Annotated in this window: 14 protein-coding genes; 7 read left to right on the top strand and 7 right to left on the bottom strand. The window is 74.5% G+C overall.

Annotated features, from left to right (window positions below; all coding sequences use genetic code 11):
• Window positions 1–702 precede the first annotated feature (702 nt).
• Window positions 703–1,830, top strand: coding sequence for an NAD(P)/FAD-dependent oxidoreductase (locus tag FOF52_RS07740; protein ID WP_248593146.1), 1,128 nt, complete (start codon window positions 703–705; stop codon window positions 1,828–1,830).
• 85 nt (window positions 1,831–1,915) lie between these two features.
• Window positions 1,916–2,656: a class I SAM-dependent DNA methyltransferase gene (locus FOF52_RS07735; RefSeq protein ID WP_248593145.1), complete on the top strand. Its 741-nt coding sequence runs from the start codon at window positions 1,916–1,918 to the stop codon at window positions 2,654–2,656.
• A gap of 31 nt (window positions 2,657–2,687) precedes the next feature.
• Here FOF52_RS07735 and FOF52_RS07730 read toward each other — a convergent pair whose 3' ends face one another.
• From FOF52_RS07730 to FOF52_RS07715, 4 genes are all read right to left on the bottom strand, one after another.
• Complete coding sequence (locus FOF52_RS07730) at window positions 2,688–3,335, bottom strand: histone deacetylase (protein ID WP_248593144.1); 648 nt, start codon at window positions 3,333–3,335, stop codon at window positions 2,688–2,690.
• Complete coding sequence (locus tag FOF52_RS07725) at window positions 3,332–3,802, bottom strand: GNAT family N-acetyltransferase (protein ID WP_248593143.1); 471 nt, start codon at window positions 3,800–3,802, stop codon at window positions 3,332–3,334. Before FOF52_RS07725 ends, FOF52_RS07730 begins: the two co-directional genes overlap by 4 nt.
• A 57-nt stretch (window positions 3,803–3,859) precedes the next feature.
• Window positions 3,860–4,441 carry an LLM class oxidoreductase gene (locus FOF52_RS07720; protein ID WP_248593142.1) on the bottom strand — a complete coding sequence of 194 codons (582 nt, stop codon included), beginning with the start codon at window positions 4,439–4,441 and terminating at the stop codon, window positions 3,860–3,862.
• Window positions 4,442–4,659: 218 nt separating this feature from the next.
• Window positions 4,660–4,815 (bottom strand): hypothetical protein, encoded by a 156-nt coding sequence (locus FOF52_RS07715; RefSeq protein WP_248593141.1) that lies wholly within the window; start codon window positions 4,813–4,815, stop codon window positions 4,660–4,662.
• 109 nt (window positions 4,816–4,924) lie between these two features.
• Here FOF52_RS07715 and FOF52_RS07710 point away from each other — a divergent pair, with 109 nt between their 5' ends.
• The 3 genes from FOF52_RS07710 (at window position 4,925) to FOF52_RS07700 (ending at window position 8,643) form a co-directional block, all read left to right on the top strand.
• The gene (locus tag FOF52_RS07710; protein ID WP_248593140.1) at window positions 4,925–5,848 is read left to right on the top strand and encodes an RNA polymerase sigma-70 factor; all 924 of its coding nucleotides are present in this window, start codon (window positions 4,925–4,927) and stop codon (window positions 5,846–5,848) included.
• A 94-nt stretch (window positions 5,849–5,942) separates the two neighbouring features.
• The gene (locus FOF52_RS07705; protein WP_248593139.1) at window positions 5,943–7,121 is read left to right on the top strand and encodes an NAD(P)/FAD-dependent oxidoreductase; all 1,179 of its coding nucleotides are present in this window, start codon (window positions 5,943–5,945) and stop codon (window positions 7,119–7,121) included.
• A gap of 115 nt (window positions 7,122–7,236) precedes the next feature.
• Window positions 7,237–8,643 (top strand): sugar porter family MFS transporter, encoded by a 1,407-nt coding sequence (locus tag FOF52_RS07700; protein ID WP_248593780.1) that lies wholly within the window; start codon window positions 7,237–7,239, stop codon window positions 8,641–8,643.
• A gap of 61 nt (window positions 8,644–8,704) precedes the next feature.
• Here the strand turns inward: FOF52_RS07700 and FOF52_RS07695 are convergent, their stop codons facing one another.
• Window positions 8,705–10,195, bottom strand: coding sequence for a SulP family inorganic anion transporter (locus FOF52_RS07695; RefSeq protein ID WP_248593138.1), 1,491 nt, complete (start codon window positions 10,193–10,195; stop codon window positions 8,705–8,707).
• A gap of 480 nt (window positions 10,196–10,675) precedes the next feature.
• Window positions 10,676–11,071 (bottom strand): MerR family transcriptional regulator, encoded by a 396-nt coding sequence (locus FOF52_RS07690; protein WP_248593779.1) that lies wholly within the window; start codon window positions 11,069–11,071, stop codon window positions 10,676–10,678.
• Window positions 11,072–11,855: 784 nt separating this feature from the next.
• Here FOF52_RS07690 and pabB point away from each other — a divergent pair.
• Window positions 11,856–13,997, top strand: a complete 2,142-nt coding sequence (pabB, locus tag FOF52_RS07685) for an aminodeoxychorismate synthase component I (RefSeq protein WP_248593137.1) — start codon at window positions 11,856–11,858, stop codon at window positions 13,995–13,997.
• 46 nt (window positions 13,998–14,043) lie between these two features.
• Here pabB and FOF52_RS07680 read toward each other — a convergent pair whose 3' ends face one another.
• Window positions 14,044–15,360 (bottom strand): lytic polysaccharide monooxygenase, encoded by a 1,317-nt coding sequence (locus FOF52_RS07680; protein WP_248593778.1) that lies wholly within the window; start codon window positions 15,358–15,360, stop codon window positions 14,044–14,046.
• Between the two features lie 417 nt (window positions 15,361–15,777).
• Here FOF52_RS07680 and FOF52_RS07675 point away from each other — a divergent pair, with 417 nt between their 5' ends.
• Window positions 15,778–16,467 (top strand): metal-dependent transcriptional regulator, encoded by a 690-nt coding sequence (locus tag FOF52_RS07675; RefSeq protein WP_248593136.1) that lies wholly within the window; start codon window positions 15,778–15,780, stop codon window positions 16,465–16,467.
• Window positions 16,468–16,502: the final 35 nt, after the last annotated feature.

Genomic DNA, 16,502 nt, shown 5'->3' with positions numbered 1-16,502 from the left:
GGGACAGCGCCGACCGGTGCGCCACCGTCCACCGGTCCCACGGCGGCACCGGAGCCCTCGACGAGACGGTCCGGTGAAGTCCGCGGCAGCCACCGCCCACCACCCCGATGCCGTTGCCGACCGCGCCGCCGGGGCGGCCGGCCCCCCGTCTCCACCGTCGGCCGCGGGCGCGGAGGAAGGCCCGACACGGCCGTGGACAGCGGTCCCGCCGCCACGGAGGAACGGTGCACCCGGCCGCCCGCCGGAGCGGAGGAGCCCGCACCCACCCGATCCGGGGCCCCGACCGGGACGGACGCCCCACGGAGGCGGGCGGCCGGACGCCGAGCACGGTGGAGCACGATGGACGGCGAGGCCACCCCGGTCCGCGACCGACGCCACCGGCACGGTCGACGGCGCCCACGCGGCCGCCGCCGGCACCCCGTGTGGACGGCGGGCGCCCGCCCCCGGACGGCGCGGGCGCCGCCCCGACCGGCACCGTCAGGACCACCGTGGACGTCGCCACCACCGAGCAGGCCCGCCTGGTGGAGGTCTGCAACGTCGTCCGCGAGTACCCGGGCGGCCACGACGCCCCCGGCACCCTGCCCGGCGCCACCGTCCCGGGCTGCGACGACCGACCCGCCGAGGCCGAGGCGGTCGACCCGCCGGCCCGGCGCGGCCACCGGGACACTGGCGCGCGCGGCGGCCTCCTGGAAGGCTGGGGGCATGCGGGTGATCGTGGTGGGCGGGGGAATCGTCGGAGCGAGCGCGGCCTTCCACCTGGCCCGGCGCGGTGTGGCGACCACACTGGTCGACGCGGGCCACCGCGGCCGCGCCACCCCGGCGGGCGCCGGGGTGGTCTTCCCCTGGCCGCTCCCGTGGGACCCCGCGCCGCTGCGCGCGTTCACGCTGGCGGCGGCCGCGCACTATCCGGACCTCATGGCGGAGCTGGCCGACGACGGGCACGCCACCGGCTACCAGGTCGTGGCCGGGATGTCGGTGAGCGCCGACCCCGCCGTGGCCGACCGGGAGCACGCCCTGCTCGACCAGCTGGCCGCCCGGCCCGGCCACGCGGGCCCCGCACGGGCGCGGCGGCTCGCACGGGGCGAACCCGCGCGACGGGTCCCCGTCCTGCCCGATCACCTGGAGGGCGTGGGCTTCGACGGCATGGCGCGGCTGGACGGCCGTCTGGCCCGCGGCGCCCTCGTCGACGCCGCCGAGGAGCGCGGCCTGCGCCGTATCGGCGGCGACGCCGAACTCCTCGGCGACGGCACCCGGGTCACCGGGGTGCGCGTGGGCGGCGAGGACCTGCACGCCGACGCCGTCGTCGTCGCGGCCGGGGCGTGGACGGCGCGCCTGCTGGCCCCGTTCGGCGTGCGGGTGCCGGTGTTCCCGGTCCGCGGCCAGATCGCGCACGTCGCCCTGCCGACGACGGACACCCGCGACTGGCCCGTGGTGCGCTTCGCCGACCACGACCGGTTCATGGTCGCGTTCCCCCCGAACCGGGTCGTGCTCAACGCCACCAGCGAACCGGAGGCGGGCTTCGACCACCGGGTGACCGTGGCAGGCCTGCGGCAGGTCCTCGCCGACGCCGTCGAGACGGCCCCGGGACTGGCGGAGGCCACCGTGCTGGAGACCCGGGTCGGGTTCCGGCCGGGCAGCCGCGACGGCCTGCCGCTCCTCGGCCCGGTCGAGTCGCTGGCGGGGGTGGTCGTCGCCACCGGCCTGGGCCACTCCGGGCTCACCCTCGGCCCCTGCCAGGGCGCGCTCGCCGCCCGCCTGGCCGTGGGGGAGGAGGCGGAAGTCGACCTGGCGGCGTTCCGTCCGGACCGCCCCGGAACGCCGGCCCGGTGAGGCCGCCCCGGAGCGCAGCGGAGGCCGGTCGGCGGGCCGCGAAAAACCGTGGTCCCCACCCGGACCGGCGTGTTACGGTCCGCCCATGGAAGACCCGGACGGTTACTTCGGAGAAGCGGTCGCGGCGACCTACGACGAGTCGACGGCGGACAGGTCCACACCCGAGGCCGTGGATCCCGTGGTCGACGTGCTGGAACGCCTGGCCGGCGGCGGCCGGGCCCTGGAACTGGGCGTCGGGACGGGACGGATCGCGCTGCCGCTGGCGCGCCGCGGCGTCCCGGTCCACAGCATCGACCTGTCGCGGGCGATGGTCGCCCGGATGCGCGCCAAACCGGGCGGCGACACGGTCGGCGTGACCATCGGAGACTTCGCCACGACCCGGGTACCGGGGACGTTCTCCGTCGTCTACCTGGTCTTCAACACCATCACGAACCTGACGACGCAGGACGCGCAGGTGGACTGCTTCCGCAACGCCGCCGACCACCTGGAGCCCGGGGGATGCTTCGTCATCGAGGTGAGCGTCCCCGACCTGCGGAGGCTGCCGGAGGGGCAGAGCGTCGTGCCGTTCCACGTGAGCCCCACCCGCTGGGCGTTCGACCACTACGACGTCGCCACCCAGGCGATGAGCTCCGTCTACGTCGAGGTCGTCGACGGGCGCGGCGAGTGCCGGTCCTTCCCCTTCCGGTACGTGTGGCCCGCAGAGCTCGACCTGATGGCGCGCATCGCCGGACTGCGGCTGCGCCACCGGTGGGAGGACTGGACGGGACGACCGTTCACCAGCGACAGCCGCCAGCACGTGTCGGTCTGGGAGAAGCCCGCCGACTGACCGCGGTGGCGGGAGCCGCCCCGGGAAGGGGTCAGCCGGTCCCTGCGGCGGGGCCGCCGCCCGGCAGGGCGGCGACCTCACCGGGCGTCCACCTCTCCCGCGCGCCGGGAAGACCGGCGAGGTGGGCGGCGATCCGCCCGGCGGGCCAGCCGTGCGCCTCGGCGAGGCCCGCGCCGATCGTGCGCAGGTAGGCGGCGGCGGGCGGGACCGGCCGCACCGCGGCCATCGGCCACGGCGCGGCCAGCGTCACCAGGGGCAGGCCGTCCAGGGCCCCCAGCACCACCAGCAGCTCGTAGCGTCCCGGTCCCAACCGCAGCCGTCCCGCGGCCAGGAGCGCTCCCATGTCCACGTCGGTTCCCGGTTGCCGGTACATCTCCTGTGCGGCGATGTCACTGAACTGGGAGACGGTGACCAGGTGCGCGCGGGCGGGCGTCACCGTGGGCAGGTCCGGGTCGTACACCGCCAGTCCGCCGCCCCACATCGGCGACTCCAGCGCGAAGTACACGCCGCCGCCGATCCACACCGCGCGTCGTCGGGCGGGCGGGGTGCGGTCGCGGCAACCGGGGTTGGCTCGCGTCCCACCGGGGGGACGGCCGCCCCGCAGGTAGCGGTCGAGCCGGTGCGCGGCCATGTTCGCGCCGTAACTGGCGTACCAGACGCGCCCGGGCGACACGGTCACGCCGCGGAGGACACCAGGACCCGCTCGAAGCAGATACTCGCCGCGCAGTTCACGTAGTGTCCGAACCGTTCGATCCGCTGGTAGCCGCACCGTTCGTACAGCCGCAGCGCCTCGGGCTGCCGGGCGCCCGCCTCCAGGCGCATGCGCAGCGCCCCCCGGCTGACGGCCGCCTCCTCCAGGGCGCGCAGCAGGACCTCCCCGATGCGGCGCCCCCGCCAGGCGGGGGTGACGTACATGCGCTTGATCTCGTAGGTCACCTCGTCCAGGCGGCGCAGGGCGCCGCAGCCCACCGACACGGCCGTCTCGGCGTCGCGGGCGAGCAGGAACACGTCCACGTCCGAGGACGAGGGTTTCGGGCCGTGTTCCAGGTCGGTTCCGTACCTTCTGATGATCTCCGCTTCCTGTTCCTGGCGCAGTCTCACGCCCACGGGGTCGTCCCAGCTTGTGGCTTCTACGATCACTCCCACGCGCAGCAGGCTACCCCCAACTCCGATGCGTGCTCGGGCGTTCGGGTGGATTGGTCGTCACGGACCGTGGTCATACCGGGGCGATCCGGGTGATACGGGCGAGCGGGCTGCCGCCTGCGCCGGAACCGGGAACGCCTGCCCCGAAGGGACTGCGGGCCCGGCGGCGGGAGGCGGGCCGCCGGCGGCGCCCCTGGGCGAGTGCGGGCCGGATCTGGGCGGCGTAGCACTCGAAGAACCCGTCGGGTCGGGGCCGATGGCGCCGAGGTGGACCTCGTCGGCTCCGGGCTCGACGGACTCGGACAGCGCGGTGAGGTACTCGTCGGGGCCGCACGGCAGCCGCGCCTCGACGGGCGCGGCCGTGACGAGTCCGGCGAACCAGGCGACGTGCCGGGGCAGCGGGAGCGGCTGCCCGGCTCTGCCCGGCAGGAGGCCGTCGGGCGACCGGCTGCGGGCGTGCCCCACCGCCCGGGCGCGGTCGGGCGGTGGGGCGGCCTTCAACCCCGCCTGGACCGGTTCGGCCGCGCCGCCGTGCTCCCGGAACTCCCCGAGCACGACCGGATCGGCACTCATGGTGAGCAGGCCGTCGCCGAGGCGTCCGGCCGGGTGCGCGCAGGCGGGGCCGGACGTGGGGACGAACACCGGGGCGGCTTGGTCGGGCAGGGTGTGCAGCCGCGCGGTGTCGACCCGGTCGTGCGCTCCCCGGTGGGGGTGAGGCGGCCCCGCACAGTCCCAGCATGGGGTCCACGGCTTCGGCGGGCATCTCCCGCCGTTCGGCGGCGGGCGGCCGGCGTTCGGCCGCGACGTGCTCGTCGAGGGCACCGGGTGGACGCGCATGACGGGGCAGGCCGCGGCGGTGGTCACGGGCAGGGCGTGGCTTCGCCGAGCGCACCGACGAGCGACCACACGGACGGGCTGCGCCCCTGTTCGTCCAGCCGCGGATGGAAGCGGTCGGAGAGCCACAGGGCCGGCTGCCCGTACTCCTTGCGGGCCGGGAGGTGTCCCGGGCGGGTCATCGGCAACGCCTCCACGGCAGCGGCTGCCGTGGCCGTTCCGCTCCCCGGGAGGCGCAGCCGCCGACCCGGGTGGACCGTCGGCCGCGGAAGGACGTGGCATGCTGCCCGTATGACCGCCGACACCGGCCGGGCGGCCGAGTTCGAGAGGCACAGGGGGCGGCTCTTCGCCCTGGCCTATCGGATGCTGGGGTCGGCCGCGGAGGCCGAGGACGCGGTCCAGGACGCCTACCTGCGCTGGCACACCGCCGACCGCGATGCCGTCGCCGTGCCCGCGGCCTGGCTGACCCGGGTGCTCACCAACCTGTGCGTCAACCGGCTCGCCTCGGCCCGGGCGCGGCGGGAGAGCTATCCGGGGCCGTGGCTGCCCGAGCCCGTGCTCACCGCCGGGACGTCGGCGGCCGGTGCGGCGCCGCTGGGTCCCCTGGAGACCGTGGAGCAGCGCGAGTCCGTCTCGTTCGCGCTGCTGAGCCTGATGGAGCGGCTCACTCCCGTGGAGCGCGCGGTGTTCGTGCTGCGGGAGGCGTTCGGGCACAGCCATCGCGAGGTCGCCGGGATCCTGGGGACCACCGAGGAGGCGTGCCGCCAGGCGCACCGGCGGGCGCGGCAGCGGCTCGGCGCGAAACGACGGTTCGAGCCGCCGTCGCAGCGTTGGCGGGAGACCGTGCGGCGTTTTCTGGAGGCGGCCCGCGGCGGTGACCTCGCGGAACTGGAGCGGATGCTGGCCGAGGACGTCGTCTCCTGGAGCGACGGCGGGGGCAGGGCCACCGCGGCGCGGCGGCCCGTCCGCGGCCGGGCCGCGGTACTGCGGCTGTTCGGGGGACTGCTGCGGCAGCGCACCGCCGACCACGGGCTCCACGTGGTCGAGGTCAACGGGGAGCCCGCGCTGCTCGTGCTGTTGGCGGGCGAGCCGGCGGGGGTGCTCGTCCCCGAGGCACACGACGGCCGGATCGCGGTGGCCCGCACCGTCGTCAACCCCGACAAGCTCGCCTTTCTCGCGGCGCAACTCGCGCACACCCCACCCGCGGAAAAGTGATCTGAATCACATTCGTTTCCGCTCACGTTTCCCCGGACCGTCCGGTTCAGGACGCGAAGCCCCGCACGGGGCGCGTACCGAGAGGAGAACCGGGATGGACCGACACCGGATCGTGGTCGTCGGAGCGGGGTACGCGGGACTCGCCGCGGCCCGCACGGCGGCCGCGCGCACCCGACCCGACCAGGTCGAGGTGACCGTCGTCAACCCCCACGGCTACTTCGTCGAACGTGTCCGGATGCACCAGGTCGCCGCGGGGCAGCCCGCCCCCGTGCACCCCCTGGCCGAGACGCTGGCGGGGACGGGCGTCGGACTCGTCGTCGCCCGGGTGCACCGCCTCGACCCCGAGGCGCGGACCGTGCACGCCACCGCGGCCGACGGTCCGCTCACCCTCACCTACGACACCCTGGTCCACGCCCCGGGCAGCACCACCGACACCACGACGGTGCCCGGCGTCGCCGAGCACGCCCACACCCTCGCCGAACTGGACACGGCACGAAGGACCGCCGATCGCGTCGCCCGCTCGCGCACCCCCCGGATCGCGGTCGTCGGTGGCGGACTCACCGGGGTCGAGACGGCCGCGGAACTCGCCGAGACACACCCCGGAGCCCGGGTGCTGCTGCTCACCCGGGACCGGCTCGCCCCCGGGGTGTCCCGACGCGGCCGGGGACACCTGCGTCGCGTCCTGCACCGGATCGGCGTGGACGTGCGCGAACACACCGACGTCACCGCGGTGCACGCGCACGGCCTGGACCTGGCCGACGGCACCGCGCTGCGGACCGACGTCGTGGTGTGGGCCGCCGGGTTCCGGGCTCCCGTCCTGGCGGCCGAGGCGGGCATCGCCGTGGACGAGCGCGGCCGCGTCGTCGTCGACGCCACCCAGCGCTCGGTGTCCCACGCGGACGTCTACGCGGTCGGCGACGCCGCCCGGGCCGCGGGACCGGACGGCCGTGCGCTGCGCATGGCCTGTGCCACCGGGCTGCCCATGGGCACGGCGGCCGGACGCGCGATCGCCGCACGGCTGGCGGGGCGGCCCGCGCCGCCGCTGCGCTTCCGCTACCGCATCCGGTGTGTGAGTCTGGGGTGGCGCGACGGCCTCGTCCAGTTCGTCGACGCCGACGACGCCCCACGCGAGGTGGTGCTGACCGGACGGCCCGCCGCCCTGGTCAAGGAGGCCGTGGTGCGCGGCGCCGCGCTGACCGCGCGCCGCCTGTCCGGGCCGTCCGCGCGCCGCCGCTGCGCGCCGGGGGGTGAGCGCTCCCAGACGCGTGTGTAAAAGCCGAGACCTCGGTCAGAGGGAACGGGTACGCGACGCACGGCGGGCTGCGGTCGCGGCCGGGGCCGGGTGAGGCCCCTCGGGGAGAGCCCGGCGAGGAGCGACGGTGTCCAGAATGGCTGAGGCCCCCGGCAGCGGGGTGAGCATCGCCCACGTGGTGATGATCGCGGCGGCCGCGGCGATGGGCGGATTCCTGTTCGGATACGACAGCGCCGTCATCAACGGCGCGGTGAGCGCGATCCAGGAGACCTTCCAGGTCGGCCCCACCGTGACCGGGTTCACGGTGGCGGCGGCCCTGATCGGCTCCGCCGTGGGCGCCGCGATCGCGGGGGCCCTGGCCGACCGGATCGGCCGGATCAGGGTCATGCAGGTCGCGGCGGTGCTGTTCGCGGCCAGCGCCGTCGGCTCCGCGCTGCCCTTCACCGTCTGGGACCTGGCCTGGTGGCGGGTGGTCGGCGGGGTGGCGATCGGTATCGCCTCGGTGATCGCCCCCACCTACATCGCCGAGGTGTCCCCGCCCGCGTTCCGCGGCCGCCTCGCCTCGCTGCAGCAGTTGGCGATCGTCCTCGGCATCGCCACCTCCCAGCTGGTCAACTACGGGCTGGCCGCCATGGCCGACGGCAGCGCCCTGGGCCGCATCGGCCCGTTGCAGGCCTGGCAGTGGATGCTCGGCATCGAGGTGCTGCCCGCGCTCCTGTACTTCGTGCTGTCGCTGGTCATCCCCGAATCGCCGCGCCACCTGGTGCGCATCGGCCGCGACGAGCAGGCGCGCCGGGTGCTCGCCGAGGTCGAGGGCGGCGACGTGGCCGGACGCGTCCACGAGATCCGCCGCGCCCTCGGCCGGGAACGCCGCCCCCACCTGCGCGACCTGCGCGGCCGCTACGGACTGCTGGGCATCGTCTGGATCGGCATGGCGCTGTCGGCGTTCCAGCAGCTGGTCGGCATCAACGTGATCTTCTACTACTCGGCGTCGCTGTGGCAGTCGGTGGGCATCGCCGAGACCGACTCGCTGCTGCTGAGCCTGTTCACCTCCGTCGTCAACATCATCGGCACCTTCGTCGCCATCGGCCTGGTGGACCGGGTGGGCCGCAGGCCGCTGCTGCTGGTCGGATCAGCGGGCATGGCCGTGGCGCTGGCCGTGACCGCGTTCGCGTTCAACCACGCCCGGGGCAGCGGGGAGAACGTGGTGCTGCCGCCGGAGTGGGCGCTGACGGCCCTGGCCTCGGCCAGCACGTTCGTGCTGTTCTTCGCCCTGTCGTGGGGCGTGGTCACCTGGGTGCTGCTGGGAGAGATGTTCCCGCTGCGCATCCGTGCGGCCGCCATGGCCGTGGCCACCGCCACCCAGTGGATCGCCAACTGGCTGGTGACCATCACCTTCCCGCCGCTGAGCGACTGGAACCTGCCGGCCACCTACCTGGTCTACACGACGTTCGCGCTGCTGTCCTTCGTGTTCGTGCTCCGGTTCATCCCGGAGACGAAGGGACGCACCCTGGAGTCGATGGACGAGCTCGCGGGACGCTGAGGGCGGCGGTGCCCGGGGACTCCTCCCGTGCGGCCCCGGCCGGGGCCGCACGGGAGACGGTTCAGTGGCCTGCGACCAGTTCGCCGGTGAGGGCGCGGTGGATGCGGGCGCTGTGCGGGTTGAGGCCGACGATCTCCACGGTCGTGCCGCGGTCGGCGTACTTGGCGGCGACCGCGTCGAGCGCCGCCACGGAGGAGGCGTCCCAGATGTGCGCGCCGGACAGGTCGATGATGACGTGGCCGGGGTCGTTGGCGTAGTCGAACCGGTCGGCCAGGTCGTTGCTGGAGGCGAAGAACAGTTCGCCGGTGACCGCGTAGACGGTGTGCCGGCCGTCGGGGTCGGGCACTGAGGAGACCTCGACCAGGTGGGCGACGCGGCGGGCGAAGACGACCGTGGCGGTGACGACGCCGACGATGACGCCGACGGCGAGGTTGTGGGTGGCCACCACGACCGCCACGGTGACCGCCATGACCAGGGTCTCGCCGACCGGCATCCGGCGCAGTGTCGCCGGGGCGACGGAGTGCCAGTCGAAGGTCGAGACCGACACGGTGATCATCACGGCGACCAGGGCGGCCATGGGGATCTGGGAGACCCACGGGCCGAAGACGATGCACAGCACCATCAGGAACACTCCGGCGAGGAACGTCGACAGCCGGGTGCGGGCGCCCGAGGCCCTGACGTTGATCATGGTCTGCCCGATCATCGCGCAGCCGCCCATGCCGCCGAAGCAGCCGGTGACGATGTTGGCGATGCCCTGGCCGACGGCCTCGCGGGTCTTGTTGGAGGGGGTGTCGGTGATGTCGTCCACGAGCTTGGCCGTCATCAGCGACTCCATGAGGCCCACCAGCGCGAACGCGAGCGCGTAGGGGGCGAGGAGGGTGAGGGTGTCCAGGGTGAGCGGCACGTCGGGCAGGCCCGGCGTCGGCAGGGAGGAGGGTAGGGCCCCCTTGTCGCCGACCGTGGGGACGGCCAGGCCGGCGCCGACCGTCAGCGCGGTCAGCGCCGCGATGGACACCAGCGGGGCGGGGACGGCCCTGGTCAGCCGCGGGAAGAGGACCATGATCGCCAGCGCGGCCAGGACCAGCGGGTAGACGATCCAGGGGACGTCGCGCAGTTCGGGGACCTGGGCCAGGAAGATGAGGACGGCCAGCGAGTTGACGAAGCCGACCATGACCGACCGGGGGACGAACCGCATCAGCTTCGCCACCCCGAGCGTGCCGAGGGCGACCTGGACGATCCCGCCGAGGATGACCACGGCGACGAGGTGGCCCAGCCCGTACTCGCGGGCCAGCGGCGCCACGACCAGCGCGATCGCTCCGGTCGCCGCGGAGATCATCGCGGGACGGCCGCCCACCACGGAGATGACCACGGCCATGGTGAAGGAGGCGAACAGGCCGACGCTGGGGTCGACTCCGGCGATGATCGAGAACGAGATCGCCTCGGGGATCAGCGCGAGCGCGACGACGAGACCCGCCAGGACCTCGGTGCGTACCGTGGACAGCGGAGGAAGGGCGGGTCGCCGGCGCAGCCGGAGAACTCGTGGGAGGTTCAAGGAACGCCAATCTCGTGCTGGGCGGCCCGGACACGGGCAGCCTGAGCGGTCAGGTCGGTGCAGGGCAGCCGGAGTTCGGGGCGCGCTCCGCCGCGTCGGGCGGTGCCGGGGCGCCTCTCCCGTGGAGGTCGTCGTGCCGGGCGGGACGCGCCGGAGCATCCGGGCGCGAACGGCGCTGTTCGGAGGCCGCGGATCCGGCGCTGGTCAGAGGTCAGAGGGCTCCGGACGGTCAGTGCCCCGGAAGTCTACCCTTACGTCACTGTAGGGATGGCGGTGGTGGGGTGAGAGGGGCCTCACGGTCCCGTCGCCGACGGCGGGCGTGGCGCGGCGGCGCGGTCGTCCGCGCCGCCGCGCGAGTCCGGCGGGTACGCGTCGGAAGCGGCACCGGACTCCCGGCCAGGAACTCTACCCCTGCATGAGAGTAGCGAGGGCGTCGGGGCCGGACGGACACGGGACCGGGGACCGGCGGGGCTCCGGCCCTCACGCGCGGGGCCGGCCGACGGTGGCAGCGCGCCGCTCGCGCAGCCGGTCGCCGAACTCCTCCGCCATGGCCAGCTGCTCGCGCAGCGCGGCGCAGCGCGCCTCGACCGCCTCCTCGAACCGGTCGAGCCGCGCGGTCAGTTCGGCGCGCTCCCCCTCGTCGGCCGCACCGGATTCGAGCCGGTCGAGGGTGTCCAGCAGGTCGCGGGTCTCCTCCAGGCTGAACCCCAGCGGCTTCATCCGCTTGATCAGCAGCAGCCGCGCCACGTCGGACTCGGTGTAGAGGCGGAAACCTCCCCTGGACCGCGCGGACGGCTCGACCAGGCCCACCTCGCCGTAGTAGCGGATCGTGCGCAGCGACAGGCCCGTGCGTTCGGCCACCTCGCCGATCTGCATGTGGTCCCTGCCCACCGGACCACCTCCTCACCAAGATCTCCCCCAACGGTACAGACGGCTCCGCGTCGCCGCCGCCGCACGACTCCGGGGCCCGGGCACAGGGCCGGTCGCTCCCGGTCGGGTCGATCGCGATGCCGGAGGGCACGGTCGGTTCGCGCCGGTCGTGGACCGTCCCGGTCAGCGTGTGGGCGAGGCGGCGGGGTCGGGTTTCGCGGCCGTGGGCCGCCGGTCCGCCCGAGAGGTTCTCCGCCCGCCGGAGGTGCGGGATGCCCGCAGCCGCGTACCGGTGCGGCCCGCGTTCCCGGTCGCACACCCGCGATTCGGGGGCGGCCGCCACGACGACTTCCACCCCGTCGGGGCGGTGGGAGGGCTGCCCGGTGCTCTCGTCGGCGGCGCGGACCACCGGCAGGTCGGGCCCGGGACGCTGACGCGGCTCCGGCGCCGCGCTCGTCTCGCGTCGGACGCGCAGGGCGGGGAGGTGCCGGCGCAGTCCCGTGTCCGACAGGGACCGCACCGGCGAGCGGACGAGTGTCTGCGGGCCCACCAGGACGGGGCGTCCGTCGATCAGCTCGGTGTGCGGAGGCGGGTCGGGCCGTCAGCCGGGTCGGCGGCGGTGAACCCGTCGGGCGGGGCAGACAGCCGGTCGGGGACGGGACGGGCGTCCACCGGTCCCCTGCCGCGCCGGTCCGTGACGCGCGCGTCATACGGCGTGACCGGCGGTCGGCCCCCGGGAGGGGCGGGCGTACCCTGAAACGCTGTGGCGGCAGGGAACGGAGGGTCGGCTGTGCGGGTGCTGATCGTGGACAACCACGACTCCTACACCTACAACCTCGTCCAGTTGGTCGCCGGGGTGCTCGGCACCGAACCACTGGTCCTCACCAACGACGACCCGCGCTGGCGGGACCTGGAACCGGCCGACTTCGACGCCGCGGTGATCTCCCCCGGCCCCGGCACCCCGCGGCGCGCGGACGACCTGGGGCAGAGTCCGCGGGTGCTGGCCGCACCGGGGCTGCCGGTCCTGGGCGTGTGCCTGGGCCACCAGGCCATCGCCCACCACGCCGGGGCCGTGGTCGCCGCGGCCCCCACCCCCCGGCACGGCCACCTGAGCCGGGTGCGCCACGACGGCTCCGCGCTGTTCGCGGACATCCCGCAGGACTTCACCGCGGTGCGCTACCACTCGCTGTGCGTGGCCCCGCCGCTGCCCGAGGCCCTGGAAGCCACCGCGTGGGCTGAGGACGGCGTGGTCATGGCGCTGCGCCACCGCGTCCTGCCGCACTGGGGCGTGCAGTTCCACCCCGAGTCCGTGGCCAGCGAGCACGGCCGCACCCTCGTCGCCAACTTCGCCCGCATGGCCGCAGAGCACCGCCGACTGGCCGCCGGACGCCCCGGGGGAGCCGCCGAGCGGCGCGGCGGTGCGCGGGCCGGGGCGGGGCGCGCACCCGGCGTCCCGCCGGGACGCCGGGACACGCGGACCGCATCCGCGGGCGGGCGCCGACCGCGCCCCGGGACGCTGCGCTTCCGGGTCCTGGAGCGCGCCCTGGACACCGAGGCGGTGTTCCTGGCGTGCTACGCGCGGCGGGAGTACGCCTTCTGGCTGGACAGCAGCCTCGTCGGCGGCACCGCGCGGTTCTCGTTCCTGGGCGGCCTCGACGGCCCGCACGGCGAGGTGCTCACCTACCGGGTGGGCGACGGCGCGGTGCGGGTGCGCCGCGCCGACGGCACGGTCGGCGAGGAGGCGGGCACGGTCTTCGACGTGCTCGCCGCGCGGGTGGCCCCCGTCCCCGCCGCCCACCCCGGGCTGCCCTTCGACTTCGCCGGCGGCTACGTCGGCTACCTCGGCTACGAGCTCAAGGCCGACTGCGGCGGCGCGGCCGCGCACCGCGCCGCCACCCCCGACGCGGTGTGGCTGCGCTGCGACCGGTTCGTGGCGGTCGACCACGTCGCCGACCGCACCTACCTGGTCGCCGCCGACGGGGACGAGGAGTGGCTGGAGGCGACCGAGCGGGCCCTGGCCGACCTGCGTCCCGTGCCCGGGGTGCCCGCGGTGCGGGGGGTGGACCCGGCGGGCGCCGCGGAGCGCTCCCGCGCCGGGTACCTGGCCGACGTCAAGGAGTGCCTGGGCGAACTGGCGGCGGGGGAGAGCTACGAGATCTGCCTGACCAACCGGGTGCGGCTGCCCGCCCCCGCCGACGGCACGGCCTTCTACCGGCGGCTGCGCCGCGCCAACCCGGCCCCCTACGCGGCGCTGCTGCACCTGGGGGAGACCGCCGTGTACAGCGCCTCCCCGGAGCGCTTCCTGCGCGTGGGGTGGGACGGCAGCGCGGAGAGCCGGCCGATCAAGGGCACCGCGCCGCGCCACGGCGACCCCGGGCGCGACGCGCGCAGCAGGGAGGCGCTGCTGCGCGACCCCAAGACGCGGGCGGAGAACCTGATGATCGTGGACCTGCTCCGCAACGACCTGGGACGGGTCTGCGAGGTGGGCAGCGTCGAGGTGCCCGCGTTCCTGGCCGTCGAGTCCTACGCCACGGTGCACCAGCTGGTCTCCACCGTCCGCGGGAGGCTGCGTCCGGACCGCTCGGCGGTGGACGCGGTCACCGCGTGCTTTCCGCCCGGTTCGATGACGGGGGCGCCCAAGAAGCGCACCATGCGGATCCTGGACCGGTTGGAGACCAGCGCCCGGGGGGTGTACTCGGGGGCGCTGGGCTACCTGTCGTACTCGGGGACGGCCGACCTGAGCGTGGTGATCCGCGCGGCCGTGCGCCACGGCGGGGAGCTGACGGTGGGTGCGGGAGGCGCGGTCGTGCTCGACTCGGTGCCGGAGCGCGAGCACGACGAGATGCTGCTCAAGGCGGCCGTTCCGCTGCGGGCCCTGGAACGGCGGGAGCCCGCCCCGGCTCACCACCGGGACGGGCTCGGGGGCCGGTGACGGAGGGGAGGGGGCCCGCCGTCACCGATCCCGGGGAGGAGAACCGTCAGGCCACGGAGCAGGGGCTTCCGTTGAGCGCGAAGTTCTCGGGGGTGCCCGCGCCGTTCGGGGCGTCGGCGTTGAAGCCGAACTCCACCGAGCCGTGGTGCGGGATGGTGCTGTTCCACGAGACGTTGGTGGCGGTCACCGTGGTCCCGGACTGCTGCGCGGTGGCGTTCCACGCCTGGGCGAGGGTCTCACCGTTGGTGAAGTCCCACGTCAGCTCCCAGCCGTCGATGGACTCGTGGCCGCCGTTGTAGATGCGCACCTGCGCGGTGAATCCGCCGTACCAGGAGGTGGGGACGTCGAGCTCGACCTCGCAGGAGGTGGCGGGGGCGCTGCCGGAGTTGAAGGTCAGCGTCGGTGAGGGGCTGGAGGTGTTGCCCGCCGCGTCGCGCGCCACGACGTAGACCGAGTAGCTGGTGTCGGGGGTCAGCCCGGTCAGGGTGGCGCTGGTGTTCCGGGTGGTGGCCAGCACCGCGTCGGTGGCGGCGTCGTGGACGGTGTACTCGGTGACGCCGACGTTGTCGCTGGCGGCGGGCCAGCTGATCTGGGCGGAGGTGCCGTTCAGCGTGCCGGCGACGGGGGTGCCGGGCGCGGTGGGCGCCTCGGTGTCACCCGGGGTGCCGGGGTTGCCCGGGTTGCCGCCGTCGCTGCCGCCGGTGAAGATCACGTCGGTGCAGTCGTAGAAGGCCTCGGGGCTGTCGGAGCGCTGCCAGATCGAGTAGATGATGTGGCGGCCCGACTTGTTGGGCAGCGTGGAGTCCCAGTAGTACTCCGGGCCCTCGGGGCCGCCGGGACGGATCGGCGGGTTGGTGACCTGGTCGAACGGGACGGGCTCCAGGTCGTTCCAGCCCAGCGGGCTGTTGGGGTCCCAGCCGTCCTTGGTGACGTACAGGTACCAGGTGCCGGGGTGCGGCGCCCACGCGTTGTACTGGAAGGTGATGGTGCTTCCGGCCTGCAGCGTGGTGGTGGGCCAGTGCTCGCTGACCGCGTTCAGCCCGCTGAACTGCGGGTGGGGGCCGCACAGCTGGCCGTCGGGGATGATCTCGCGGTGCCGGCCGCCGGCGTCGCTGATCAGGTTGCCGAACCAGTTGTAGAAGGGGTAGTTGCCGTTCTCCGCGAGCAGGTTCTGGCAGGCGGGGTTGGTGGGCGCGAGGCCGCCGCCGACGCCGCCCTCGATGCCGTTGACGTAGCAGTGGTAGCTGCGGGTGGCGGGGTAGGTCATCGCGCCGTGTGCGTAGGCCTCCTCGGCCGGTACGACTGCGGCGAGGGTGGCGGTCAAGCCAGCGAGCGCGCCGAGAGCGGCGAGCCGGCTTTTCATTCTCACCGTGGAACTCCTTGAGAGACGTTGGGACTGGGATCGCCGCGGCCTGTGGGGGCTGGCCGCGGCGACCGGGTCCGGAGCGTCATGGGACGTCCGGAATCGTCTCCCCCTGCCAGGAGCGCTCCCGGGATGGGGATGGATGCGGAAAGGAACTGGGAGCGCTCCCAGAGGGGGTTGGTACTAGAATCGTGATACGGATCACGGCCAATGTCAACAGATCGTCACCCGCAAATGACGCACCGGAAGGCCCGCGGGGTTTCGGGTGGCCGGAAAGCCGCAGATCACGCCCGGGGTGGCGGGGGAGAGGTGGTGGAAAAATTAACCAAACCGGTTCAGCGGCCGGATGGGCCCCGTGGGGCCCCCGCGTGGCAACGAACCCCGGACTTTCCAGGGGGAACGCGATAGCGTGATCGTATGGCGACTGTTGCGAATCGGCCGTCGACGTCGGTCGAGGACTATGTCAAGGTCATCTACGACCTGCAGGAGCGCGGAAGCGGCCCGGTCACCATCTCCCGGGTCGCCGAACGGCTGGCGATCTCCAACTCCTCGGTCTCGGGCATGCTGCGCAAACTCGGTGAGCTGGGACTGGTCGACCACCAGCGCTACGGCGACGTGCGCCTGACCCCCACCGGGGACAAGGTCGCCCTGGCCGTGCTGCGCCGCCACCGGCTGATCGAACTGTACCTGGTCGAGGCGCTCGGATACTCCTGGGACGAGGTCCACGACGAGGCCGAGGTCCTCGAACACGTCGTCTCCGACCGCTTCGTGGAGCGCATCGCCGAACACCTGGGACACCCCACCGTCGACCCGCACGGCGACCCCATCCCCACCAGCGACGGCCGCATCCTCACCCGCGAGACCCGCCTGCTGGCCCGGCTGGAACCCGGCAGCGGAGGCGTCATCGTGCGCGTCAACGACTCCGACCCCGCCCTGCTGCGCTACCTGGCCAGCCAGCAGATCAGCATCGGCATGCGCGTCGAACTCGTGGAACGCCAGCCCTTCGGCGGCCCCCTCGTGGTGCGCCTGGACAGCGAGAACGGGCAGGACGAGCGCTCCATCGGCGTCGGCGTGGCCGAGGCCCTGTGGATCGCCGCCGACCACTGACACCGCACGCCTCCCCCGCCCCGATACCCGGCCCG

The sequence above is a fragment of the Thermobifida alba genome (genome assembly GCF_023208015.1).
GTDB lineage: Bacteria > Actinomycetota > Actinomycetes > Streptosporangiales > Streptosporangiaceae > Thermobifida > Thermobifida alba.
Note: the sequence above shows the minus strand (reverse complement) of the source record. Positions and strands in the feature narration are given on the sequence as shown.